The sequence below is a fragment of the Streptomyces sp. NPDC057543 genome (assembly GCF_042801895.1).
Lineage (GTDB): Bacteria > Actinomycetota > Actinomycetes > Streptomycetales > Streptomycetaceae > Streptomyces.
The window spans coordinates 1-21,612 of the sequence record NZ_JBHVFF010000003.1; the positions used below are offsets into that span (position 1 = coordinate 1).

Here is a 21,612-nt window from a genome sequence, read left to right on the forward strand (position 1 = left end):
GGTTCAAGTGCCCGCGCAAGGCGCGGGCTGGCCCCTTGTGCCCGGCCCTCTGCGCCTTCGGCGCCCAGGCCGGGCCCCTGGGGCCGCAGCGAACTACGGTCCCTGAGTCGAGAACCAAGCCCGCGGCTTCAAGACGATGCCTCCGGCGGGGGCGCTCAGACTCCGGGATGGATGGGGCGCCGTTTGCGTGTGCCGCCCGGATCGTGGTGAGCGTTGAGTGCTCCCATCCCGACCACCTTCGACCCAGGCAGAGCCGAGCAGCCGCGGCCCAGGGCGTCAAGGTCGTTCGTACAGTGGCGCGCTCCACCTTGACGCTCTGAACCACGACCGCTCCACGGTGTGTGGGTCGAAGGCGGACGGGATGGGAGCTGGGGTGAGTGGAAGGTTGAGGTGGGTGGGACCACCGACTTGCACGGCATCAGGCGCACACAAGTTCTGAGCTAGTCGGCAATGAGCTGCCAAGACGTCGCGAGGAACCCCCACAGGCCCCCCAGCGCCATCCAAGCGCCGATGTGCCGCTGAAAACCGAAGGAGGCAAGGCGGCCTCGCTGACCTCCGCGCCAGTGTTCGTGCAGCCGTTCTGGCACGCCCCGGAAGTTCACCAACACCGCCAGCCCCACAACAGCGATGACCCCGCAAAGTGGCAACATGACCCAAGGCGGGGCAGGGGCACGACTTGCCCCAGCGAGTTCGAACAAGTGCTGCTCCACTCCAAGCTGCATGCCCCGATCATCGCAGCTGCGGGCCCCTTGCGTGCCCGATCGGTCAGTAGCGAGGAGGAGCGTGAACTACAGAGAACTGGCAACTCCCTCGCAGGTCAGAGTCCACGCAGGTCAGAGCTCATCCGCGTACGGGATCTTCCAAACAAGTGCTCAGCTTGTGCTGGCGCTTGAGTGGGCCACTGAGCCCGCCGTCCGGGACGCTGAACAGCAGCAGAAACTACGCAGGAGGGGCGAAAGAGTTCCCGCCGGGTACCGGTGGACCACCCCACCAGGCCCCCGGCGGCGGGACAGGAGCCCAATCCGGTCCGCGGTGATCCAGCCACCATCTGCCGATGATGTGGAACTTCTCCTCGAAGGCGCGATCCCAGTTGAGGAACCCTGTGATCGGCGCCCGCAGGCGTGTACGGCGGCCGCCCGCTTCGTAGATCACGACGGTCCGGCCCCCGAAGATGGACTCGACCTGTATGGCCTGCACGTCGGCCCAGGGAATGGTCCGGCGGGGCAGGTTGTGTACGACGGCCGCTGACTGCGCAAGAGTGACCCCGAACGGCCGCCAAGCGATCAGCAGCACGAACGGCAGCACGACTGCCGAGAGTGAAGGACCAACCGGCCCCCCGTCCAACCAGATCAACACTTGGACGGCCGCCATGATCACAGTGGCGGGCAGCATGGGCAGCAAGCGTTGAAGGCGCGTCAAGCGGTAGCGGATGCACTCCAGCGGCAAGCCCTCGCTCTGCGGTCGCCCCATCGACCATCCCCACCATTCCCATGCAGCCACAGCTGCGCGTGATCGTCCACGAAGTGTGGCGATGCTGTACCGCGTTGTCCACCCCCCAAACCCGTATCGCGAAATCCGAGGTGCGGCCGGGGTCCAGCGGAGTTTTACGTGGCCTCCGTGCCCCTTCCGTGCCCGACCAAGCGGGAAATCACGGGGAGCACCGGTGATCGCGGTCGCTGGACATGCCGACGGCCCCTGACCAAGCTGGCTGGTCAAGGGCCGTTCACCTGCGGTGGGTGTGGGATTTGAACCCACGGTGACATCGCTGCCACGACGGTTTTCAAGACCTCTGCCCGACTGTCGGCTATCGGCCGCCCGCGCGTCTGCACCGCCTGAATACCGATGAGCCAACCCTGCGAATCAGCGTGAAAGCGTCTGACGGGTGGTTCCAGCGGTTGCCGGGAGGCAATAGAGAACCTCATCGCGTCAGATGGGGTCGTTGGTGCTGGTCATAGATCGCAGGAAATCTCAGCCAACCATTCTGGGGTGTAGCACTCGGCGAACGACCACTTCTGGTCCGAGTAGTGATCGTCTGTGCTGTCGGTGTACACCTCAAGCCTGCCTTGCGGCGTCAAGCGGTAGTACTCGCGAATCGGGTCACCCTCCACGGTGGGATAGGTCGCCTTCAGTTCCGCGCTCTCGCCGTTCTTGAGGGCTCGCTGGAGGCAGACAATTTCCCGCGCCGCCTGCTTCTGCATCTCCTCACCCTGATCCAGGCTCACCTCGCCACAACTTGAAAACTCGGTTCTAGACTCCCAGCGTTCCTTGACTGGATCGTTCAGCATGCCGCAACCGGCAGCCAGCATGGACGTCAGCGCTAACGCGACGAGCCGCGCGCGAATCGAAACAGCCGCCACGCAGCGACGACGGGCCCTGCCTTGAGCTATCACGCGGCCCCCTTCCTGGCCGTCAGACGCGGCTTCGATGAAACCGGTTCCGTGCCCGTGCGTGCCAGATCCGTGCCAGATCGAGCGGTCAGCCACGGTCAATCGGGGGGTGTGACGGCGCAGAGGTCGTTGGCAGACCCGGCTCCCCCGTGTGGCAGTTGAACTGCAAGGACTGTCCCGCGAGCGGTGCCAGGCTTACAAAGCAGATGTCGGCGGTTCGAAACCGTCCGCGCCCACCAGCGCAAAGGCTCCCAACCGATCACGGTTGGGGGCACCCGCCGATCTGTGCGAGATCGTTTATGAGGTGCCCGTCAACCGCTAGAGATCTTTAATGGTGGGGGTTACGTCGGGTCGTGACGGCTGTCGTGGGCCGCGCTATGCCGGAGAAATGAGGTATCCCGATAACGGTGGGTTGGCAGCCGAGGAACGGGCTCGGCGTGAGCAAGTCCGGCTCGCTGCAGCTGACTTGATCGAGGCCGGGGCCAGTGACCGGGAGGTGGCCCGGCGGTTCCGGGTGACCCGGATGTCGGCGAACCGCTGGCGCCGGGCGTTGGTCTCAGGCGGTCGCCAGGCGCTCGTCTCCAAGGGCCCCGGCGGTGCCCGCTGCAGGCTCGACATCCGCCAATTGCGCGCCTTGGAGGCGGTTCTGGACGCCGGCCCGGCCGCCTCCGGCTGGAGTGACCAGTGCTGGACGCTGGCCCGCATCGCTGAGGTCGTGCGTCGCCGGTTCGGGGTCGAGTACACCCTTGCCGGGCTGGACCTGCTGCTGCACCGGATCGGCTGGAGCGTGCAGGTCCCGGCCCGCAGAGCCACCGAGCGCGACGAGGACAGGATCGGCGCCTGGAAGGACGATCAGTGGCCCGTCATAAAAAGGACGGTGGCGGACCTGGGCGCCTGGCTCTGCTTCGAAGACGAAGCCGGCCAGGGCCAAGGGCCGCACCTGGGGCCGACGCGGCCACACGCCGGTCGTGCGGGTCACCGCCGCGGGCACCAAACGCGTCTCGATGGCGGCGCTGATCTGCACCAAGCCCGGCCACCCGCCCCGGCTTATCTACCGCATCCACCTCGACCGCGGCCCCGCCAAGGGCCGACGCAAGGGCTTCACCGAGACCGACTACGCCCGCCTGTTGGATGCGGCCCACCAGCAGCTCGGCGGCCCGATCGTCCTGGTCTGGGACAACTTGAACACCCACGTCAGCCGAACCATGCGCGAGTTGATCGCCGCCCGATTATGGCTGACCGTCTACCAACTGCCGCCCTACGCACCCGAACTCAACCCGGTCGAGGGCGTGTGGTCGCTGCTGGAGAGGTCACTGGCCAACCTCACCAAACAGAACATCAACCAGCTCACCGTCACGGTGAAGGCGCGGCTCAAGCGGATGCAGTACCGCCCCTGCCTCATCGACGGCCTTATCGCCAAGACCGGGCTCAACCTCCAACCGCAGCCACCACAGCTGAACCAAGATTTCTAGAAGGGCAGAGCCAGCAGGCTGATCAGCCACAAAACCGCCGGGATTCCGAAGATGACACCCCACACACCGGTCGCCAGGAATGCGGCCAGGGCGATCCCCAGCCAAGCGACACGGGTCGGCGCGAGCACGCGCGAGGGGTCCTTCGGGTCGTATCGAATCTCGTCCCGGCGGCCCCGCACTTGTCCGTGCGCCGTGATCTTCCGGCCATCGAGCGTGCGGAAGTGGACGATGTAGGCGCTGGTGGCCTCGCTGTACGGGTCGGACTCGAAGCTCGCCCGCACCGTGATGCCTCGCCGCCACATCACCCACCGCGTGTCCAGCTCGGCCATGCCCACCCACAGGCGCAGCAAGGCGATGCCTGGCGGCAGCAGTAGCCAGGCGATGGGTCCGAGGAAACGGGGCTCCACCGGCAGCCACACGGCGAGGGGGAACCCCAGGAGGACGTACCACAGGGCACGCCGCCACCACGGGCTGCCGTTCCGCACCCGGTCACGCAGACCCGCCAATACCCGCAGGGGCCAGATGCGCACCGACTGCCGCCGGATCGACTGCCGGCTCCCCGAGGCCTCCGCGTCGCTCGTGATCGCTTCAATCTCGGCGCCGAGCGCGGCAACCACCGCAGTATTGCGATGCCGGACCGTCAAGACCGTGCCGACCTGCGCATCCTCGAAAATGCCCACGGCCAGCGACTGCCCTGCGACCTTGACCTGACGGATCTGCGACCCCGGCACGGTGATCGTCGTACGCCCCCGCTTCCAGTGCAGCGCACGGCGCTCCACCCACACCCGGGTGCGGCCGTTGGTCAGGACAACCCTTGCTGGCACAGTGTTTGACTCCCCCACGGCAGCGCATCTTAGAGCGTCAGGCGTCAGATGCGCCCTGACGGTCAGGGAGTGGTTTCGTGATCTTCCGTAACCCCAGCTATTAAAGATCTATAGCCGCCTCAGTCCCGCAGGTCCGGCCAGCCGTCCTTGTTGGAGTAGCTCTCGAAGCAGTACTGAGTTTCCCGGTCCCACTCCTTGGCGGTGGCCAGTTCGTACGCCTCTTCCGGCACGTACAGCAGCCACTCGCCGTCGTACTCGGTCGACGTGTATGGGGTGAACTTGTCGGCATCGAAGAAGACGCCTTCCCATACGGCCTGTCCTGCGGCGACGACAGCGCAACGTGCGTACAGGAACGAGTCGCCGGACTGAGGAAAGGGACTGCCGTCCCCGTCCGTCATGTCGGCAACGGGTAGGGTGCCGAACTTCTCCTGGTCCAAGCGGTAGAGAGCCTCAGCATGGCGTTCCGCGAAGCCGATGATGTCGGAAACGGGGCGGCGGCTCAGCTCCTCGGTGAGGCGTTGGCAGCCCGCGTGCGTAGCGACGCCGTCCAGGGTGGCTATCAGCGCCCAGAAGTCTGCCCATGCCATTGTCATGAGTGCAGGATGTCAGGACGGTCTGACATCCAAAACTGACATCAACGATGGCGGATGACAGCGGTCGTACGCGGCTTGCTGTGGCAGGGTGAGCAGCAGTCCGTCCCCAGCAGCGGCACGGCGGCCGAACTTACAAGGCGATGGTCAATCGACCATCGAGAGGCAGCGGCTCGTGGTGGTGCCAGATGAGGTATCGATCCTCCCGACGTAGTTCCGCGGATCCCCACTCGGCACGCATCACGCCTCGGTCCATGGAGCATGCGTAGGCGACCAGGACCAGGCGGACGTCCTCTGGGAGGAGCTCAAGGTCAGGGTGGGCTTCGGATTCTTCGAGCTCATCCATGCCCAGATCAAGCATCTGTTGCCTTGGCTCCGGGCCATGCCGGCGGATGAGTTCGGCGCGGAACCCTGTTGCTCGCCGTAACCGGGCGGCTGTGACTGGGACGTCCTTCTTTGCGTAGCGAATCGGGTAGATCACATGGTCGGAAATGATCACCATTGTGCGCCCTTGGAGACGCACCGGCCTGGCATCCGCCAAGTCACCAAGGCCAGTTGCAAGTTCCTCATACTGCACGGCGTATAGCCCGTGGCCGTATGCCTCCAAGGTCTGGGTGTGGACGCCCTCATGCCCGTTGCGAGCCCTTGTGTGAGCCCGCAAGAGGCAAGCTGGGATCAAGTCCACCAGTTCGCCAGCTGCATCACCGAATGTTTCACGTGCCCACTCACTTGCTGAGCCCACGAGGTACCGCCCCTCCCTGATGAGCGCCGAACACGCCGAGCAGTAACACGTGAACCGTGCGTCCCGACTGCGATGCACGCAAGATGGCATGGGCGCATGGCGGGAGCACGATTCACCCAAGAGGTCCGTAGTGCCGGGACCGTGGTGGCGTCGATTCCGAGGACAGACGTGCCAGATCCGTGCCAGATGAAGCGGTCAGCCGCGGTCAACCCGGGTGTGTAGTGGCGCGGTGTTCGTCGATGGGCCCGGTGGCCTCGCGAGCCTGATGACCAGCCGAGACCGGTCTGCGGTCGGCGCCAGGCTTACAAAGCAGATGTCGGCGGTTCGAAACCGTCCGCGCCCACCAGTGCAAAGGCCCCAACCGATCATGGTTGGGGGCCTTTGACATCTACTTCTGACATCAACGGGTGCGGTCAGCCATGGGGGTGGTCACTCACGGCCGGGACGCCGCTTGAGCATGCGGTCCAGGTGACTCACTGCCTCGCACCGGGTGTCCCGGACGACGTGGGTCGTCAGCCGGCCGCCTTGGCGATGATGCGCTCCATCTCCTCTGGGCCGAAGGCCCGCAGAGTCGTGGAATGGACGTTGCCCACCCCACCGAGCTGCAGGAGTGCTGCCGTGGCAGTTTCGTCGTCGGGCGCCTCGATGGTGGCCACGAGGTCGTACGGACCGACGGTCCAGTAGATACTCAGGAGCTTTGCCCCGAGCTTTTGTACTGCTGCCCCGAAGGCCTCGGAGCGCTCTGCGGTGTCCTTGTAGTTTCGGACCCCTTGATCGGTCCAGCTCAGCAAGGTGACGTACGTCGGCATGTTTTTTTCACCTTCACGAGGAGACACATCGTGAGGCCAAGCCTGGACATCTGGGCTAGAACCTGCACGAGATACGCACCCGAACGAGTAATACGAGCGACCACAGGCATCGGGGGGCAGGCTGATATCCACGCCTGACATGAACGACAGCAGACACTTACGGTCGCCGCGGTTCTCTGCGAGGTAGACGCAGTCATACAGCCGTAGCGATCCAGGGCCGCTGTTATCGCGGACCGAACTCACAACGTCCGAGCCCACCAGGCCTACGGCGCCCCTTGGGTGCGTCCTCGTACGCCTCACCGCGGACACGCTGCCGCTGGGCTGGTAGTCACACACGAGCCGACGGACGCCGTTCCCCATGGTCGCGGCCGGCGCGGACAATCGGACTCATTCATCCGGTGTCGGCTGAACCAAGCTCCGGATGCCGTGAGCAGCAGCCTGATGCACGCTGGACCGATGAGCACCCCGATAGTCGTGCACCGCATCGAGCAGACCGGGGGACGGACGGTCACGATCAACGATGAGATTGCCGGCCTCGTCCACGACGACGGCGACCTGATCGAACTTCTTCGGCAGGCCGGAATCTACGACGCCGAGCAGTGCCTCGACGATCCGGACTGGATCGAGTGGCGCGAGGGCCAGGCCCACCGGTACGAAGCTGCATGACGAAGCCGCCCCTGCCCGGCCGTAGCCGGAACAGGGGGGTGTGGTGGTTCATGAGCGGCGGCGATCCGGCGGGAGACCGGCCACGGTAGGGCTCGACGACGGGGCAGGGTCCGGGCTGGGCGGGGTGGTCCGGCGGCAGATCAGTGCATCCGGATCGTCCGGCGGTGGCTGAAGGCTGTACCCGTACTGCCCGGCTGCAGTTCGAACCACCCGTCTGGACCTGTCGGACTGTGCATGGGGTGCGATCGCACGAGGCTGGGGGGCGAGCCCATGGGCGGCCGCACATGATCGGCGGTGCCTCCTATGTCCCCATTCTCCAGAAGGAGGGCGATCAGCGTGGCCCGGAACCGCCGTCTGATCCTGAGCTCACCGTCCGAGGTTTGGCGCCTGCTGTCCGATGGCTACCGCTACGGGGAGTGGGTGACAGGAACCCAGCAGATCCTTGCCGCGGACCCGCACTGGCCAGAAGTAGGCGCCCGACTGAAAGTTCGAGTCGGCGCCGGCCCTCTGACCCTCGACGACACCTGCGTCGTCCGCATCTGTGAACCGCAACACCGCCTGGAACTGGAAGCGAAGGCAGATCCCTTCGGTGCAGCCCGCATCGCCATGAAATTGGTCCCCTGGGGCGAGAACACCCTGTTCACCCTTGACTGGCACCCCCTTCGGGGCCCCGGCACCCGGATGCACGGACTCCCTGTGGATTACGTCGTCGCGGTCCGAAACGGCATGATGCTGACGAAGCTGGCCCGGATCGCGGTGCGCGAGCACGGTGGAAGCGCTTGAGGTACCGGTACCTTCCAGAATGCTCGAGGCGGATCAGTGCTCGTTCAAGCGCAAGCCGGCCACCGGGCTGGATCAGGCCCGAGCGCCACGAACCGGCCCGAGCGCCACGAAGAGGAGCAAGTGCGCCGCCAGTTCTTTCGTTTCAGTCACTGCCGCGGCGCTCGTTGCGGGTCCGGTCGCGCCGCAGCACGTTGACCCTGCCCGGGTGCGGGCGGCGATCACCGCCCATGCCTAGGCGACCGGGCAGTCCCGGTACGAAGTCGAGCGAGAGCTGAAGCGAGTGGTCCGCGGCCGTTCGCGCCGTCCTTCCCGTTCTCACCGTCCTTTCCCGCAGCACCAGGCGGACCCGCAGGCCCGGGCGGCCGCCCGGGGCCGTCCGCATGCGCGCCGGACGGCCGCTGGGTGAGGTCGCCGGGGCGGCTTGCTCACTGCCCGGGGGCGCGTGGTGCCGGGGTGACGCGGGCAGTGGTCAGGCCTCCTCCGAGTGGATGTCGACGGTGATCACGGCGTTCTTGATGGCGGTCTGGACCGCGGCGACGATGGTCTCGGTGTCCGCACCCGTGCCGACCTGGCCCGCGAGTGCGGTGATCGCGGCGGACTGGGCGGCCAGGGTCTTGTCCATGCGCCGGATGCGTGCCTGCATGTCCTTGAGGATGCTCTGCGGTTGCCACGTCGGATTCGTCCCGTGGTCCGCCGCGTCGGAGGGTCCGCCGATCGCGTCCGTCTTCCATACGGCGTCGAAGATGTCCTTCTTGGTGATCCCCGCCATGGGGTCCTCCTCTTGGTCGGAGCCGGGGTCCCAGCTCGCGGGATGCTTCAGCCGCTCGGCTACATCGGCCCGGAGCCGGACCATCGTGAAGCCGCGGGGGTCGACCTTGTCGGAGCTCCACTCCAGGTGGCCGATCACGCTTTTCGCCGACCAGCCGTGAGCTCGGCACAGCGCGGCCTGGACACGGACAATCGCCTGGTACTGCGCCTTGGGCCAGGGGTCTTTGCCGTCGCCGAGGTTCTCGCACTCCCAGCCGTAGAAGCGCGCATTGCCGTCGATTCCGTTCGCGTTGCCCTTCGTGGGCGGAGTCGGACGGGTGCCGTAGGACTCGGCGATGACCTGCTCCAGCACACGCGGGTCGCCGCCGCCGGCATGGTTGGCGCGGCCCCAGCCGACCATGTGCACCTGGCCGTCCTTCGCGATCATTCCGTGGCACAGAGGACCGGGCAGATCTGCGTAACCGTCGCGGACGATACGGACAGTGGAAGCGGTGCCCTTGGTGACCGTGTGGTGCACGATCGACCCGTGGACCGGACCCCACGGCCCCTTCGAGTTCCGGTTGTGCGTAAGCCAGTTACCGACTTCGACGATGCGCACGCCTTCCGCTCGCAGAGCGGATATGACCTGTGCGGCAGTCAGGGGCTGTGCCATGTGGTTGTTCCTTTCACCCTGAGGTGTACGCGACGTTCCGGGACGTAACTTCGAACCTGTTGGCGACCCCGTCGATCGACTTCACCTTCTCCACCCGGAAGTACGGACCACGCCACGTCGAACCAGCCGCCGTGACCGCGTACTTCGTGCCGTTTGTCAACGCCCGCGTAAACGTCAGCCGCTCCGGCGGAACGACTGGCTTTCAGGAGTTTCATACCCTTGCCACGATCGCCGGACTCGACCGCGTGGCCGGCAACGTGCAGGTCCCGCCGGTTACCAACACGCCACCCCCGATCTACCCGTTCTGCCGCTGAAGCGCCCGGTACACCGTCGGCTCGGCAGCGAACACCGCGTGATCGGCACAAGCACACGGTTCCGTAACGAAGTTGTGTCGACGATCTTACGGACACCGATCACATCGTCCCCCGGATGGTGATGCCGATGCGACGGACACCTGTACCGACGGAACCGGCGTGGTCGTACGTCGAGCGGAACGTCGACGAGGTCAACCGCCATGCGTCCTCGGTGAGATACAGCGGTTTCCGGGGCTCGAGCTGCGGGCGGCATCCACGACGCGGAAAGGCATTCCGTCCCCAGCCGCATGTACGCCCGCGCCCGCCCACAGCGTGGTTCGGCTCCGGTTGGCCGGTCCTGACGGACAGTGGGGCCAGGGCCCCACCCGCTCGCCCTCGCCGAGCCGCTCCACCGACGCGGCAGCCCGGGCCGGCTCTGCCCGGCCGCGGCCCGCTGGGACTCGTCGAGTCCGGGGTCGAGCTTCAGGGCGACCGCCGACAGGGCGATGAGACTGAGTTCGTGCCCGAGGACATCGTGCATGTCCTGGGCGATCCGGGTCCGCTCCCGGGACCGCGCCTGCTCGGCGAGCCGCTCCCGGGACCGCGCCTGCTCGGCGAGCCGCTCCCGGGACCGCGCCTGCTCGGCGAGCCGCTGTTCGCGCTCCAGCCGGCCGGCCCGCTCCCAGCCCGCCCGGGCGAGCTCCTGGTACTGGCGCCAGAAGCGCCCGGCGAATCAGGGCAGCATCGCGGCCACCACGACCACGGCGACGAACCGCCCCGCCATGAGCAGCCAGGACGGCACCAGGGCCACCGCCACCACCCCGCCCGCGACGACAGCCACGAGCACGAGGACCGCGGGCCCGGTCCTGCCCGGTTCCCAGGCGGTGAAAAAGGCCGCCGCGGCCGCGGGAGGGCCCACCACATGCTGACGGCGCTCAACCCGACACACACCGCGGCGGCGACGGTCAGAAGACCTCCCGGGCCGGCGGCCCCACCGGGCCGCACCGCTGATCACCGCTCTGTTCACCCGGCCGACGGTACGCAGCCCGGGGGGTGTCCGGGCATTGCCGCAAGTCACCCTTGCAGAATCACTTCCGCATCACTTCCGTGCGGCCACGGCATGCACCGCATCGACTGCTCACGGAGGGGGCGCACCGCAGGTGATGTACTCCCTTCGGCGGCGGACTCGGTGATCGGTCGGCTCAGGCGTTGGGGCGCTTGCCGTGATTGGCGTTCTTCTTCTTGCGGCCGCGGCGCTTGTTTCCTCGCTTGGCCATGGCGGATATCTCCCTTATTCAGGATGTTTCGGGCCTTCGTCAGTCTAGGTTCGACCCGGTGCCGCCGCATCAGACGTGCCGGGCCGCCCGGGCGCGCAATGCCTCGGCGAACCAGGCGAGGGCCGGTGCCGGATCGTTCGGGGGAGGCCAGACGTTGATCACCGCGAGCAGCTGTGCGTACCGCAGGCGGCGGGGGGCGTTCGCGGTTTCCAGCAGGGTCAGCAGCCGGTGGCGGAGGCCGGTGCCGTCGCCTCGGCCCTGGCAGCGGGCATCACCCCCGCCTCGCGCCGGGCGGATCCGAGGGCTGGGCAAGTTCCCGGGCAAGGTCACGCGCCGGGTCGCGAAGGTGTCGCGGTACCCGGCACCGCGGCCTGGCCGGAGGCGCCTCTCGGCGCGTCACCCGTTCGGGTGCGTCCGGGTGGACGCCCGGGAAGGTGCCACGCAGGGTCGGTTCTGTCTTGCAGTCCCGCTCCGGCCTAGGAGTTTCCATGGCACACTCAGCGCCCGCGCCCGCGCCCGGCCCGGCCCGTACTGTCGATCAGGGAGAAATGAACCCCTGGGCGGCCGGTGGGGTCATGTTCGCCGGCGTGCTGCTTCTCGTCGACGGCGTCCTCGGAGTGATCAAGGGAATCACCGGTATCGCCACCGACGACGTCTACGCGCACGTCAGGAACTACACGTTCAAGTTCGATGTGGCCACATGGGGATGGATCCACCTCGTCCTCGGAGTCATCCTCGGGTGCGTCGGCTGGGGCATTCTCAAGGGCGCCGTCTGGGCTCGTGCCACGGGTGTGGTGCTTGCCTCCATCAGCCTGATCGTCAACTTCATCTGGCTGCCGTACCAGCCGGTCTGGGCGATCGTCTCCATCGCCATCGACGCGTTCGTGATCTGGGCCCTGTGCGCGGCGACCGCGAAGGCGGTCATCTGAGGAAGCGGGCGCGTGAGGGAGTGGGCGCGTGAGGGAGTGGGCCATGCGGGAGAGGGAGAGGGTCGCGGTGCCGGAGGAGAACGCGGAAGAACTTGTCGCTCTTGCCGCCGAGGCGTACGTCTACGGCTGTCCGCTGGTCCACGGCCTGTTGACGGTCGAGGACTTCATGCAGACGGGTTCCGGCCCGCTGCCGCCCGCTCCCTTCAACCACTTCGCGCATGCCGGTCAACCGGTGGCCCCCGACACGCGCTTCGCGGCGGCCGGTGACGACGACACGGTCCACTCCCTCGCCCATCTCGACCTCTCCGGCGGTCCGGTTCTCCTCCATGTCCCCGACACGGACGGTGCGTACTACGTGCTGCAGTTCGTGGACGCCTGGACCAACAACTTCGCGTACGTCGGCCGCCGTGCCACCGGTACGGAGGCCGGGGACTGGCTCGTCGTACCGCCCGGCTGGGCGGGCGATGTGCCGGACGGGGTGCGCGGGGTGATCGACGCGCCGACCTCCGTCGTCATCGTCATCGGACGCGACGCCTGCGACGCTCCGGGCGACAGGGAGCGGGTCCGCGCGCTTCAGGCACGGCTCGCCCTCACGCACGTCGAACCGGGGACCCATCGCACGGGCCTGCCCGCGCCGGACCCCGACGTACCGGAGTCGCTGCGCTTCTTCGAGCAGCTCAGGGTGTGGATGGCAGACTTCCCGCCGTCCGCGGCCGATCAGGCATATCAGGACCGGTTCCAGCCGTTGGGGCTGCTGGAGGAGGGGCCGTCGCCGTACGTGTCCGCCGACCCCGGACTCGTACAGGCACTGACAGAGGGCCTGGTACGGGGCAGGGCGAGGGTGGCGGAGTCGAGCCGGCCCCCGGTGGCGGACGGGGGCTGGGAGATGGACCCGCATCTCTTCGACTACAACCTGGACCGGTACGGCGTCGGGACCATCGACTCCCCGCAGTGGCGGATCGCGGACCGGGACGCCTCCTACCTGACCAGGGCGGTGGCGGCGCGGAACGCGCTGTGGGGGAGTCACGGCTACGAGGCGGTGTACGCCCGCGCGTTCCGCGACGCCGACGGTGAGCGGCTGAACGGCGCCCACTCCTACGTGCTGCGCTTCGAGCGGCAGCCGCCGGTAGGGGCGTTCTGGTCCATGGCCGCGTACGGCACGCAGGGCCACCGCCTCGCCGGGAACCCGGCCGACCGGTCCTCGATCGGTGATCGCACCCCGGGTCTCGTATACGACGAGGACGGGTCGCTGACGCTGCACATCGGGAGGAAGCGCCCGCCGGGCCCGGCCGCTGCGGCGAACTGGCTGCCCTCGCCGGGCGGGGAGTTCCGGATGGTGCTCAGGCTCTACGTACCGGGGCAGGAGATCCTCGACGGTACGTACGAGATCCCCGCTGTCGAACGGAGCGGGGCGGGGTGACGGGTGAGGGGCGGGTGGATCACGTGACGGGCTGACGTGGGGCACGGTGGGCAGAAGTGTCCCCCGGTCATTGTCAGTGGGGCGGGTCACACTGGAGTCATGTGCCGCAGCATCAAGACCCTTCGACCCCCCGCCCTCCCCGAAGAGGCCACCGAGGAGGAGATCCGGGCCGCCGCCCTGCAGTTCGTACGCAAGGTGTCCGGCTTCCGTGCCCCGGCCGCGCACAACCAGGAAGTGTTCGACCGGGCCGTCGACGAGATCGCCGAGGCGACCGCCAGACTGCTGGACGGTCTGGAGATACGGGGTGCGGTCAGGACGCCGTAGTGGCCGTCACGGGCGCCGCCGACCGGGCGGCCGCCTCGGCTGCCGGGCGGCGCATGACGTACGCGGCGAGGGAGCCCGCCACGAACAGGGCGAGGACCGAGACGGCCGTACCCACCCAGGTCGCGCCGAGCCACTGGCCGCCGAAGTAGCCGAGGCCCACGCTGTAACCGGCCCAGGCCACGCCCGCCAGCGCCGACCAGGGCAGGAATTCCTTCACCTTGCGATGCGCGGCGCCCGCGCCCAGGGAGACGACCGAGCGGCCGGCCGGGGCGAAGCGGGCAATGATGACGAGGATGCCGCCGCCCCGGGCGAGGGCGGCGCCGAGCCGTTCCTGTGCCGAGGTGAGGCGGCGGGAACGGGCAATGGCCCGGTCCAGACGTTCGCCGCCGCGCCAGGCCAGTCGGTACGCGACGAGGTCGCCGAGGACCGAGGCGGAGGCGGCGCAGAGGATCAGCGCGAGGAGCGAGGGCGCCTGGGACACCTGCTCGGCGGCGTTCGTCGCGGAAGCGGTGCCCGCGACGGTCGTCGAACCGGCGGCGACTGCCGTGGCGGCGGCGATCACCAGGACCCCGCTGGGCAGCAGGGGCAGAAAGACGTCCAGGAGCACCGAGAGGGCGACCACGGCATAGATCCATGGGCTGCCGGTCAGCGCACCCATACTCTCAAGCACCTACTACTCCCCGATCCGGAACAACGCCGCGACGTCGCAGGGGAGCGGCAGGAGCGGCAGGGCCAGCTGTACAGCGTACGCCTGACGCTCTTGCGGTGATCTATAAATACGGATGATGTTGGGAAGGTCACGTAAGCCCGCAAATGGGAAGCCCGGGTTCCGGGCGTCGGCGATGCAGGCGATGCAGGCGATGTGCGGACCCGTAGGCGATGTCCGGACCGGCCCGTGGGCGGACGGGCCGGTCCTGCACCGGTCAGGCCATCGCGGCCGTCAGACCGTCACGGCCGGTGCCTGCTCGCGTGCGCGGTCCTCGGCGCGTTCCGCGCCACCCCGGCCGAACAGCCGGTCCAGGGCCGGCGCGCCGGGGCCGGTGAAGACCAGCAGGAGGAACGCCCAGCAGAAGACGGCCGAGGGCTCGCCGCCGTTCTGCAGCGGGAAGAGCGCCTCGGGCTGGTGGACCTTGAAGTACGCGTACGCCATGGAGCCGGAGGAGACGAGGGCGGCGACGCGGGTGCCCAGACCGAGCACCACCAGGCTGCCGCCGACGAGCTGGATGACCGCCGCGTACCAGCCGGGCCAGGAGCCGGCGGGTATGGAGCCGCCGCCCATCGCGCCGCCGAGGACGCCGAAGAGCGAGGCGGCGCCGTGGCAGGCGAAGAGCAGGCCCACGACGATCCGGAACAGGGCGAGGGCGTAGGGCTGAGCCTGATTCAAACGTGCGTGCATGGGGGGAGGGCTCCTTCGGTCTGGTGGGGACGTGAACCGATTGAGCGCACAAGGTTAGGGAAACCTCACCAATGCTTGCAAGTTCAACATTCTGTCGACTGGCTGAAAGTGCCCTGTGTTCGTCGGTCAGGGTTCGGCTCGGTACGGCCTCCAGCTGCGCACCTTCCTTCGTTGCTTTGGCCTGAACCAATGGCAGCGCAGCTTTCCGGCCACGACGGGGTGGGTGTCGTGAGCGGGGTGTCGGGGTGGAAGCCGGCCTGAGCGGCCCGGGAACCGCCTCGTAAACCCGGGGGCGGTCTCGTGTAGGCGTGCGCGGGGGTGAGCAGGTCAGCTGAAGCGGCGGGTGGATTCGTCACCCTCCCGCGACGCGGTGCCGCGTGCCTCTGCTCCGGGCCGGGTGAGGGGCTCCCCGGGCGCCCGGCGCGCTTCGTCGGCGCCGAGTCCCGACCGCCGCTGTTCCTCGGGCTCGCGGGCCGCTCGGGTCTTCGTCATCGGTGGCCGCACTCGGCCGAAAACGCGCCGGTGGCTCCCCGCCCGCGCCGCCCTCGCGCCCTCCCGGGGTACGCGAACGGAGCCGTGCGGCGTGCACGGCTCCGTACGGTGTGGAACGACGGGGGGCTGGTTCAGCAGCCGTTGAGGACGGACTGCAGGGCGCTCTTCTCGGCCGAGTCGACCGTGAGGTTGTAGTAGTGCTTCACGTGCACCCAGGCGCGCACGTACGTGCAGCGGTACGCGGTGCGCGGGGGCAGCCAGGCGGCCGGGTCCTTGTCGCCCTTGGACTGGTTGACGTTGTCCGTAACCGCGATGAGCTGAGGGCGCGTCAAGTCATTGGCGTACGACTGTCGTTGGGCGGTGGTCCAGCTGCTGGCGCCCGATCGCCAGGCCTCGGCGAGCGGGACCATGTGGTCGATGTCCACATCGGAGGCGGCGGTCCAGGTGGCGCCGTCGTACTCCGAGTACCAACTGCCGCTGACGGCCGCGCAGCTGGAGTCCTGCTGCACATTCGTACCGTCGCGCTTGAGGACGACCTCACGGGTGTTGCAGGTGCCCGACTGGGTGATCCAGTGCGGGAACTTGTCGCGGCTGTAGCCGGTCGACGAGCCTTCCGCGGAGACGGTCAGCTGGCTCAGGTAGGTGCGGGCGGTCGACGCCGACACCGGGGTGGGCATGGCTGCCTGGGCAGTGGGGGCGGTGAGCAGCCCGGTGGTTGCGGCGAGGGCGGCGGATGCGGCGACAACAGCGATGCGACGCGCGTAGATACCTGACATGCGAACTCCCTTGACGTGGGGGGACCTTGGACGGGTGACCCGTAGGGCCCGGCCATCGTGGCGGCGCCAGGTTTCCGCGGGGTGGGCGCCAGGTAACAGAGTGGCGACATGGGCACGTCACATCAAGGGTTCTGACCGACGGGGCTGGAGCTTGGGGGCGTACGTCCGCATCTGCGCGGGCGTACGGGCTGATGCGTGGACAATCCGCCTGTGGGACGGGTCGGTTCGCGCCTGCGATCCGGCTCGGGCCGGTCGTAGAGTTACGGCGTGCTGCTTCCGGTCGACATCACGCTCTGGGTCGTCCTCGCCGTGCTACTCGTGGCGGCGGCGACCGTTGCCGCGCTGGCCTCGCTCGGGCGGTCGCGCGAGATCGTGCTGGCCGGGCTGCGGGCGGCGGTCCAGCTCGCCGCGGTCTCCCTGCTCATCGGCTGGGTGGTCCGTTCGCTGCCGCCGCTGCTCGGGTTCGTGGCGCTGATGTACGCCGTCGCGGTGCGGACCGCGGGCCGCCGGATCACCCGTAATCGCACCTGGTGGTGGGCCGCCGTGCCGATCGGGGCGGGGGTCGTGCCGGTGGTCGTCCTGCTGCTGCTCACCGGACTCGTCCAGGTCCGGGGCATCGCGCTGATCCCGGTGGCCGGCATCCTCATCGGGGGTGCGTTGACCGCCACCGTGCTCGGCGGGCGGCGGGCGCTGGACGAGTTGACGACTCGGCGGGGGGAGGTGGAGGCGGGGATGGCGCTCGGGCTGCTCGACCGTGACGCGAGGCTGGAGATCGCCCGGCCCGCGGCGGGGGACGCGCTGTTGCCGGGGCTCGATCAGACGCGGACGGTGGGGCTCGTCACATTGCCGGGTGCCTTCGTGGGCATGCTGCTCGGCGGCGCCTCGCCGGTACAGGCGGGGGCCGTGCAGCTGTTCGTACTGGTGGCGCTGATGGCCGTACAGGCGGTGGCCGTCGCCGTCATGCTCGAACTGGTGGCACGGGGGCGGCTGCACCGGGACTGAGACCCGGGGGCCGGTCGCGCCGAGGCCGGGGGTTGGTGGTCGGGGACCAGGGGCCGGGGGCTGGTGGTTGCCGAAGAGTGGTTATCGCGCGCTGATGTGCAGCTGGATCGAACCGTCGGCCGCCGCTTCCACCCGGAGTTGCGTCAGGTCCTCGACGTGTGCGTCGGGGGAGAGTGCTGCGGCCCGCGGGCCGACACCCACAACACGCATGCCCGCCGCCCGGCCGGCCGCGATGCCCGCCTCCGAGTCCTCGAAGACGACGCAGTCCGCCGGGGCGAAGCCCAGCTCGGCGGCTCCCTTGAGGAAGCCCTCGGGGTCCGGCTTGCTGGCGCCGACGCTCTCGGCGGTGACGCGGGTGGCGGGCATCCGCAGCCCGGACGCGGTCATCCGGGTCCGGGCCAGCGCGGCGTCGGCCGAGGTGACCAGGGCGTGCGGGAGCGCCGCGATCGCGTCCATGAAAGCGGGCGCGCCGGCGACGGGCACGACGCCGTCGGTGTCGGCGGTCTCCTCGGCGAGCATCGCCCGGTTGTCCGCGTAGTTCTGCTCCATCGGGCGGTCCGGGAGGAGCATCGCCATCGTGGCGTACCCCTGCCGCCCGTGAACCACCTTGAGCGCGGCCTCCGGGTCCAGCCCCTCCCGCAGCGCCCAACGCCGCCAGCAGCGCTCCACGACGGCGTCGGAGTTCACGAGGGTGCCATCCATGTCCAGAAGGAGGGCGCGAGCTGTGAGGACGGTGGCCGGCATGGGCGGGCTCCAGAGCGGGGGACGGGGGCGGGGGGAAGACGCAGAAAAGAGGGAGGGGCCGAGGGTCCGAGAGAAGAGGGGATATGTAGCAGGAAAGAGAAACAAGCAGCCTCGCCCGCCGGTCAGGGGGTGGCGGGCGGAGGCTACTTTGTTCCATCACGATACAAAAACGTGTCCGGGAAAGCCAATCGAGTAGGTCGCGATCGTCGGGCCGGGTGTCGCCGCAGGCCGCCGTAGCCCTCGCGGATCCCGTGGCGGCTCCCGCCGGTCCCGTTCGGCAGGCCATAACCATGCGGAACGGCCAGGATGGGGATGTAGCGGACCCGAGGAGATGTTCCATGGCCCAGCATTCGAGCCCCCAGGCCCAGGCCCCGGCCCTCGCCCCCGGTGAGGTCCGCTCCACGCGGTCGGTCATGGTGGCCATCGGTGCGCTGCTCCTCGGCATGCTTCTGGCCGCACTCGACCAGACCATCGTCTCCACCGCGCTGCCGACCATCGTCAGCGATCTCGGCGGCCTGGAACACCTCTCCTGGGTGGTCACGGCCTACCTGCTGGCGTCGACCGCCGCGACCCCGCTCTGGGGCAAGCTCGGCGACCAGTACGGGCGCAAGAAGCTCTTCCAGACCGCCATTGTCATCTTCCTCATCGGCTCGGCGTTCTGCGGCGTCGCCCAGAACATGCCGCAGCTCATCGGCTTCCGCGCTCTTCAGGGCCTCGGTGGCGGCGGCCTCATGGTGCTCTCGATGGCGATCGTCGGCGATATCGTCGCGCCGCGCGAACGAGGCAAGTACCAGGGCCTGTTCGGTGCGGTCTTCGGTGCGACGAGCGTCCTCGGACCGCTCCTCGGCGGCTTCTTCACCGAACACCTCAGCTGGCGCTGGGTCTTCTACATCAACCTGCCGATCGGCGTCGTCGCGCTCCTCGTGATCGCCGCCGTCCTGCACATCCCGGTCCACCGTACGAAGCACACCATCGACTACCTCGGCACCTTCCTCATCGCCTCCGTCGCCACCTGCCTGGTCCTTGCCGCCTCGCTCGGCGGCACCACCTGGGCCTGGGGCTCGCCGCAGATCATCGCTCTCGCCGTGCTGAGCGTGCTGCTTCTGATCGCCTTCGTGCAGGTGGAGCGCCGCGCCGCGGAGCCCGTCATTCCGCTGAAGCTGTTCCGGATCAGGACCTTCAGCCTCGTTGCCGTCATCAGCTTCGTGGTCGGTTTCGCGATGTTCGGCGCGATGACCTATCTGCCGACCTTCCTGCAGGTGGTACACGGCATCACGCCGACGCTGTCCGGTGTCCACATGCTCCCGATGGTGGCCGGTCTGCTCCTCACCTCGACCGCGTCCGGGCAGATCGTCAGCCGCACCGGCCGCTGGAAGGTCTTCCCGATCGCGGGCACCGGTATCACCGCGATCGGACTGCTGCTCCTGCACCGGCTCACGGAGACCAGCAGCACCGGGGAGATGAGCGCCTACTTCTTCGTCTTCGGGGCCGGACTCGGCCTGGTGATGCAGGTCCTGGTGCTGGTCGTGCAGAACGCCGTGACGTACGAGGATCTCGGCGTCGCCACGTCCGGAGCCACCTTCTTCCGGTCCATCGGCGCCTCGTTCGGTGTCGCCGTCTTCGGCACGATCTTCACCAACCGGCTCATCGACAAGCTGACCGCGGTGCTGGCCGGCCGTACCCTGCCTTCCGGGGCCGGCGCCCAGGGGCTGGCCGCGGACCCGCGCGCCATCGGCAAACTGCCGCCCACGCTACGGCCGTTGGTGCTCCACGCATTCTCGACCTCGATCACCGACGTGTTCCTGTACGCGGCACCCGTCGTCGTGGTCGCCTTCGCCTTCGCCTGGTTCCTCAAGGAGGACAAGCTGCGTGGCTCGGTGACGGCCCCGGAGCCCACCGAGACCCTGGCGACGAACCCGGTCGAGCGGTCCTCGTACGACGAATGCGCCCGGGCTCTTTCGGTGCTCGCCACCCGAGAAGGCCGCCGCGAGGTCTACGTGAAGATCACCAAGAGGGCGGGGTACGACCTGCTGCCCGCGGCGAGCTGGATGCTGCTGCGGATAAGGAGGCACGGCACGGTCGAACCGGCCATGCTCGCCGACGTCGCCCCGGTTCCGCTGCGGGTGATCAGCGAGGCGGCGCGTCAGCTGGAGGAGCGCGGACTGGTGCGGCGCGAGGGGATACAGCTGGTGCTCACCGAGGCCGGTGAGGAAGCCGTGGTGAAGCTGGCGAAGGCCCGTGAGGATTCGATGGCCGAGCTGCTGGGCGACTGGTGGGGTCCGGAACGGCCGACCGACCTGGTCCGGCTCGTGGCGGAGCTGACCGCCGAGACGAGCGGGTCGACCAAGGAACGGCCCCACTGTCCCGAGCCGAAGCGGGACCACGCGGCCGGACCCGCGTGAGTCGTTCGTAGACGACGTACCTGGGGCCGAGTTCCCAGTGCTCTCCCCGTGAGCCCCGTGAGTTCCGTGAGTTCCGTGAGTTCCGTGTTCCAAAGGATCCCGGAGCGATCCACCTAGAGCTCCTTGGCGAACCAGTGCTCCGCGTACTGCCGCCGGTGGAACGCCGGGACCTCCCGATAGCCGTGCTTGGCGTACAGCCCCCGTGCCTCGACCAGGTCATTGCGGGTGTCGAGCCTGATCGTGCGTACGCCGAAGGCGCGCGCCGCGCTCTCGACGGCCGCCAGGAGCAGCCCGCCGCCGCCCGTACCGCGGCATCCGGGGCGTACGAACACCCGGGTCACCTCCGCGGTGTCCGCGTCCACCACCAGCAGCCCGGCGCAGGACGCCGGTTTCCCCTCGAACCGGCCGACGACGAACTGACCGGTGGGCGGAACGAGCCGGTCGGCGCCGTCGTCGGTGAGCCCCTGGTCGATCTCCTCGGCGGTCGCGGGGCGCCCCCAGTAGCGACTGGCGACCTCGTCGTAGTAGTCGCGACGCAGCAGCGCGGCATCGGGGGAGTCGAAGCGTTCGGGCGTCACGGTCCAGGTCATGCCGGTCATTCTGACTTGAGCATGATCGCAGGAGCGAACACATTGGTTCGCGGCCGCCACCGGCCGGTGCCGTCGGATCCGCAGGACCAGCACCAGCACCAGCGCCACCGCAAACGCCAGGAGCACGGCCCCGGACAGCGACAGCACCCAAACGGGGAAACCTCCCACGGTCAGCAACCGGTCCGTGTACACCATGGTCCGGTACGGGGTGTCCGCGGTGGCCGCGCGCAGTTCGTGGTCGCCGTCGATCCGCTGCGGCTGTGGGAAGGACTGC

Annotated in this window: 26 protein-coding genes and 1 pseudogene; 10 read left to right on the plus strand and 17 right to left on the minus strand. The window is 68.5% G+C overall.

The annotated features are described in order from the left end of the window. Nucleotides 1–939 precede the first annotated feature (939 nt). Together ACFU8Q_RS01035 and ACFU8Q_RS01040 are read right to left on the minus strand one after the other, a co-directional pair. A complete protein-coding gene (locus ACFU8Q_RS01035) occupies nt 940–1,470 on the minus strand; it encodes a hypothetical protein (protein ID WP_384446406.1) in 531 nt (176 codons plus the stop codon). A gap of 479 nt (nt 1,471–1,949) precedes the next feature. Then, nucleotides 1,950–2,489, minus strand: a complete 540-nt coding sequence (locus ACFU8Q_RS01040) for a hypothetical protein (protein ID WP_384446408.1) — start codon at nt 2,487–2,489, stop codon at nt 1,950–1,952. 286 nt (nt 2,490–2,775) lie between these two features. On the opposite strand from ACFU8Q_RS01040, the pseudogene ACFU8Q_RS01045 reads away from it, so the two are divergent. Continuing rightward, a pseudogene (locus tag ACFU8Q_RS01045) lies at nt 2,776–3,180 on the plus strand (winged helix-turn-helix domain-containing protein); the annotation flags it as partial. 175 nt (nt 3,181–3,355) lie between these two features. Continuing rightward, complete coding sequence (locus tag ACFU8Q_RS01050) at nt 3,356–3,859, plus strand: transposase (protein WP_384446410.1); 504 nt, start codon at nt 3,356–3,358, stop codon at nt 3,857–3,859. Here ACFU8Q_RS01050 and ACFU8Q_RS01055 read toward each other — a convergent pair. The 4 genes from ACFU8Q_RS01055 to ACFU8Q_RS01070 form a co-directional block, all read right to left on the minus strand. Further along, nucleotides 3,856–4,683: a hypothetical protein gene (locus ACFU8Q_RS01055; RefSeq protein WP_384446412.1), complete on the minus strand. Its 828-nt coding sequence runs from the start codon at nt 4,681–4,683 to the stop codon at nt 3,856–3,858. The genes ACFU8Q_RS01050 and ACFU8Q_RS01055 overlap by 4 nt on opposite strands. Nucleotides 4,684–4,802: 119 nt before the next feature. Beyond that, nucleotides 4,803–5,276 carry a DUF4240 domain-containing protein gene (locus ACFU8Q_RS01060; protein WP_384446414.1) on the minus strand — a complete coding sequence of 158 codons (474 nt, stop codon included), beginning with the start codon at nt 5,274–5,276 and terminating at the stop codon, nt 4,803–4,805. Nucleotides 5,277–5,406: 130 nt separating this feature from the next. Then, on the minus strand, nt 5,407–5,934 hold the full coding sequence (locus ACFU8Q_RS01065) for a hypothetical protein (RefSeq protein WP_384446542.1): 528 nt from the start codon (nt 5,932–5,934) through the stop codon (nt 5,407–5,409). Between the two features lie 593 nt (nt 5,935–6,527). After that, the gene (locus tag ACFU8Q_RS01070; protein WP_384446416.1) at nt 6,528–6,824 is read right to left on the minus strand and encodes a GYD domain-containing protein; all 297 of its coding nucleotides are present in this window, start codon (nt 6,822–6,824) and stop codon (nt 6,528–6,530) included. Nucleotides 6,825–7,280: 456 nt separating this feature from the next. On the opposite strand from ACFU8Q_RS01070, the gene ACFU8Q_RS01075 reads away from it, so the two are divergent. Continuing rightward, nucleotides 7,281–7,490 carry a hypothetical protein gene (locus tag ACFU8Q_RS01075; protein ID WP_384446417.1) on the plus strand — a complete coding sequence of 70 codons (210 nt, stop codon included), beginning with the start codon at nt 7,281–7,283 and terminating at the stop codon, nt 7,488–7,490. A 336-nt stretch (nt 7,491–7,826) separates the two neighbouring features. After that, nucleotides 7,827–8,273, plus strand: coding sequence for an SRPBCC family protein (locus ACFU8Q_RS01080; RefSeq protein WP_384446419.1), 447 nt, complete (start codon nt 7,827–7,829; stop codon nt 8,271–8,273). Nucleotides 8,274–8,742: 469 nt separating this feature from the next. On the opposite strand, the gene ACFU8Q_RS01085 is transcribed toward ACFU8Q_RS01080, so the two are convergent. Continuing rightward, on the minus strand, nt 8,743–9,693 hold the full coding sequence (locus ACFU8Q_RS01085; protein ID WP_384446421.1) for an N-acetylmuramoyl-L-alanine amidase: 951 nt from the start codon (nt 9,691–9,693) through the stop codon (nt 8,743–8,745). A gap of 23 nt (nt 9,694–9,716) precedes the next feature. Here ACFU8Q_RS01085 and ACFU8Q_RS01090 point away from each other — a divergent pair, with 23 nt between their 5' ends. After that, a complete protein-coding gene (locus ACFU8Q_RS01090) occupies nt 9,717–10,007 on the plus strand; it encodes a hypothetical protein (protein WP_384446423.1) in 291 nt (96 codons plus the stop codon). Here ACFU8Q_RS01090 and ACFU8Q_RS01095 read toward each other — a convergent pair. From ACFU8Q_RS01095 to ACFU8Q_RS01110, 4 genes are all read right to left on the minus strand, one after another. After that, the gene (locus ACFU8Q_RS01095; protein WP_384446425.1) at nt 9,967–10,527 is read right to left on the minus strand and encodes a hypothetical protein; all 561 of its coding nucleotides are present in this window, start codon (nt 10,525–10,527) and stop codon (nt 9,967–9,969) included. The genes ACFU8Q_RS01090 and ACFU8Q_RS01095 overlap by 41 nt on opposite strands. Nucleotides 10,528–10,719: 192 nt before the next feature. Beyond that, complete coding sequence (locus ACFU8Q_RS01100) at nt 10,720–10,908, minus strand: hypothetical protein (RefSeq protein ID WP_384446426.1); 189 nt, start codon at nt 10,906–10,908, stop codon at nt 10,720–10,722. Nucleotides 10,909–11,188: 280 nt separating this feature from the next. Further along, entirely contained in the window at nt 11,189–11,263 is a 75-nt protein-coding gene (locus tag ACFU8Q_RS01105) for a 50S ribosomal protein bL37 (protein ID WP_373302405.1), read from the minus strand. A 69-nt stretch (nt 11,264–11,332) separates the two neighbouring features. Continuing rightward, on the minus strand, nt 11,333–11,575 hold the full coding sequence (locus ACFU8Q_RS01110) for a hypothetical protein (protein ID WP_384446428.1): 243 nt from the start codon (nt 11,573–11,575) through the stop codon (nt 11,333–11,335). Between the two features lie 176 nt (nt 11,576–11,751). Here ACFU8Q_RS01110 and ACFU8Q_RS01115 point away from each other — a divergent pair, with 176 nt between their 5' ends. From ACFU8Q_RS01115 to ACFU8Q_RS01125, 3 genes are all read left to right on the plus strand, one after another. Beyond that, complete coding sequence (locus tag ACFU8Q_RS01115; RefSeq protein WP_384446430.1) at nt 11,752–12,192, plus strand: hypothetical protein; 441 nt, start codon at nt 11,752–11,754, stop codon at nt 12,190–12,192. Nucleotides 12,193–12,235: 43 nt separating this feature from the next. After that, nucleotides 12,236–13,612, plus strand: a complete 1,377-nt coding sequence (locus ACFU8Q_RS01120) for a DUF1254 domain-containing protein (RefSeq protein WP_384446432.1) — start codon at nt 12,236–12,238, stop codon at nt 13,610–13,612. Between the two features lie 99 nt (nt 13,613–13,711). Further along, nucleotides 13,712–13,936 carry a DUF2277 domain-containing protein gene (locus tag ACFU8Q_RS01125; RefSeq protein ID WP_384446434.1) on the plus strand — a complete coding sequence of 75 codons (225 nt, stop codon included), beginning with the start codon at nt 13,712–13,714 and terminating at the stop codon, nt 13,934–13,936. On the opposite strand, the gene ACFU8Q_RS01130 is transcribed toward ACFU8Q_RS01125, so the two are convergent. From ACFU8Q_RS01130 to ACFU8Q_RS01145, 4 genes are all read right to left on the minus strand, one after another. Next, nucleotides 13,923–14,606 carry a DedA family protein gene (locus ACFU8Q_RS01130; RefSeq protein ID WP_384446435.1) on the minus strand — a complete coding sequence of 228 codons (684 nt, stop codon included), beginning with the start codon at nt 14,604–14,606 and terminating at the stop codon, nt 13,923–13,925. The genes ACFU8Q_RS01125 and ACFU8Q_RS01130 overlap by 14 nt on opposite strands. 270 nt (nt 14,607–14,876) lie before the next feature. Beyond that, nucleotides 14,877–15,332, minus strand: coding sequence for a DoxX family protein (locus tag ACFU8Q_RS01135; RefSeq protein WP_384446437.1), 456 nt, complete (start codon nt 15,330–15,332; stop codon nt 14,877–14,879). A gap of 327 nt (nt 15,333–15,659) precedes the next feature. Next, nucleotides 15,660–15,824 (minus strand): hypothetical protein, encoded by a 165-nt coding sequence (locus ACFU8Q_RS01140; RefSeq protein WP_384446439.1) that lies wholly within the window; start codon nt 15,822–15,824, stop codon nt 15,660–15,662. 131 nt (nt 15,825–15,955) lie between these two features. Further along, nucleotides 15,956–16,600: an HNH endonuclease family protein gene (locus ACFU8Q_RS01145; RefSeq protein ID WP_384446441.1), complete on the minus strand. Its 645-nt coding sequence runs from the start codon at nt 16,598–16,600 to the stop codon at nt 15,956–15,958. Between the two features lie 267 nt (nt 16,601–16,867). Here ACFU8Q_RS01145 and ACFU8Q_RS01150 point away from each other — a divergent pair, with 267 nt between their 5' ends. Then, nucleotides 16,868–17,602, plus strand: a complete 735-nt coding sequence (locus ACFU8Q_RS01150; protein WP_384446442.1) for an ABC transporter permease — start codon at nt 16,868–16,870, stop codon at nt 17,600–17,602. 81 nt (nt 17,603–17,683) lie between these two features. Here ACFU8Q_RS01150 and ACFU8Q_RS01155 read toward each other — a convergent pair whose 3' ends face one another. Continuing rightward, nucleotides 17,684–18,346 carry an HAD-IA family hydrolase gene (locus ACFU8Q_RS01155; protein WP_384446444.1) on the minus strand — a complete coding sequence of 221 codons (663 nt, stop codon included), beginning with the start codon at nt 18,344–18,346 and terminating at the stop codon, nt 17,684–17,686. 338 nt (nt 18,347–18,684) lie between these two features. On the opposite strand from ACFU8Q_RS01155, the gene ACFU8Q_RS01160 reads away from it, so the two are divergent. Beyond that, nucleotides 18,685–20,748 carry an MFS transporter gene (locus ACFU8Q_RS01160; RefSeq protein WP_384446446.1) on the plus strand — a complete coding sequence of 688 codons (2,064 nt, stop codon included), beginning with the start codon at nt 18,685–18,687 and terminating at the stop codon, nt 20,746–20,748. A gap of 113 nt (nt 20,749–20,861) precedes the next feature. On the opposite strand, the gene ACFU8Q_RS01165 is transcribed toward ACFU8Q_RS01160, so the two are convergent. Further along, nucleotides 20,862–21,338, minus strand: a complete 477-nt coding sequence (locus tag ACFU8Q_RS01165; protein WP_384446544.1) for a GNAT family N-acetyltransferase — start codon at nt 21,336–21,338, stop codon at nt 20,862–20,864. Between the last annotated feature and the right edge of the window lie 274 nt (nt 21,339–21,612).

Bases quoted from the DNA above. Each gene is read 5' to 3' on its own strand.
- ACFU8Q_RS01035 (WP_384446406.1), bottom strand. From the start codon at position 1,470: ATGGGGCGACCGCAGAGCGAGGGCTTGCCGCTGGAGTGCATCCGCTAC.
- ACFU8Q_RS01060 (WP_384446414.1), bottom strand. From the start codon at position 5,276: ATGACAATGGCATGGGCAGACTTCTGGGCGCTGATAGCCACCCTGGAC.
- ACFU8Q_RS01070 (WP_384446416.1), bottom strand. From the start codon at position 6,824: ATGCCGACGTACGTCACCTTGCTGAGCTGGACCGATCAAGGGGTCCGA.
- ACFU8Q_RS01075 (WP_384446417.1), top strand. From the start codon at position 7,281: ATGAGCACCCCGATAGTCGTGCACCGCATCGAGCAGACCGGGGGACGG.
- ACFU8Q_RS01085 (WP_384446421.1), bottom strand. From the start codon at position 9,693: ATGGCACAGCCCCTGACTGCCGCACAGGTCATATCCGCTCTGCGAGCG.
- ACFU8Q_RS01095 (WP_384446425.1), bottom strand. From the start codon at position 10,527: ATGCACGATGTCCTCGGGCACGAACTCAGTCTCATCGCCCTGTCGGCG.
- ACFU8Q_RS01115 (WP_384446430.1), top strand. From the start codon at position 11,752: ATGGCACACTCAGCGCCCGCGCCCGCGCCCGGCCCGGCCCGTACTGTC.
- ACFU8Q_RS01120 (WP_384446432.1), top strand. From the start codon at position 12,236: ATGCGGGAGAGGGAGAGGGTCGCGGTGCCGGAGGAGAACGCGGAAGAA.
- ACFU8Q_RS01125 (WP_384446434.1), top strand. From the start codon at position 13,712: ATGTGCCGCAGCATCAAGACCCTTCGACCCCCCGCCCTCCCCGAAGAG.
- ACFU8Q_RS01135 (WP_384446437.1), bottom strand. From the start codon at position 15,332: ATGCACGCACGTTTGAATCAGGCTCAGCCCTACGCCCTCGCCCTGTTC.
- ACFU8Q_RS01140 (WP_384446439.1), bottom strand. From the start codon at position 15,824: ATGACGAAGACCCGAGCGGCCCGCGAGCCCGAGGAACAGCGGCGGTCG.
- ACFU8Q_RS01145 (WP_384446441.1), bottom strand. From the start codon at position 16,600: ATGTCAGGTATCTACGCGCGTCGCATCGCTGTTGTCGCCGCATCCGCC.
- ACFU8Q_RS01155 (WP_384446444.1), bottom strand. From the start codon at position 18,346: ATGCCGGCCACCGTCCTCACAGCTCGCGCCCTCCTTCTGGACATGGAT.
- ACFU8Q_RS01160 (WP_384446446.1), top strand. From the start codon at position 18,685: ATGGCCCAGCATTCGAGCCCCCAGGCCCAGGCCCCGGCCCTCGCCCCC.
- ACFU8Q_RS01165 (WP_384446544.1), bottom strand. From the start codon at position 21,338: ATGACCTGGACCGTGACGCCCGAACGCTTCGACTCCCCCGATGCCGCG.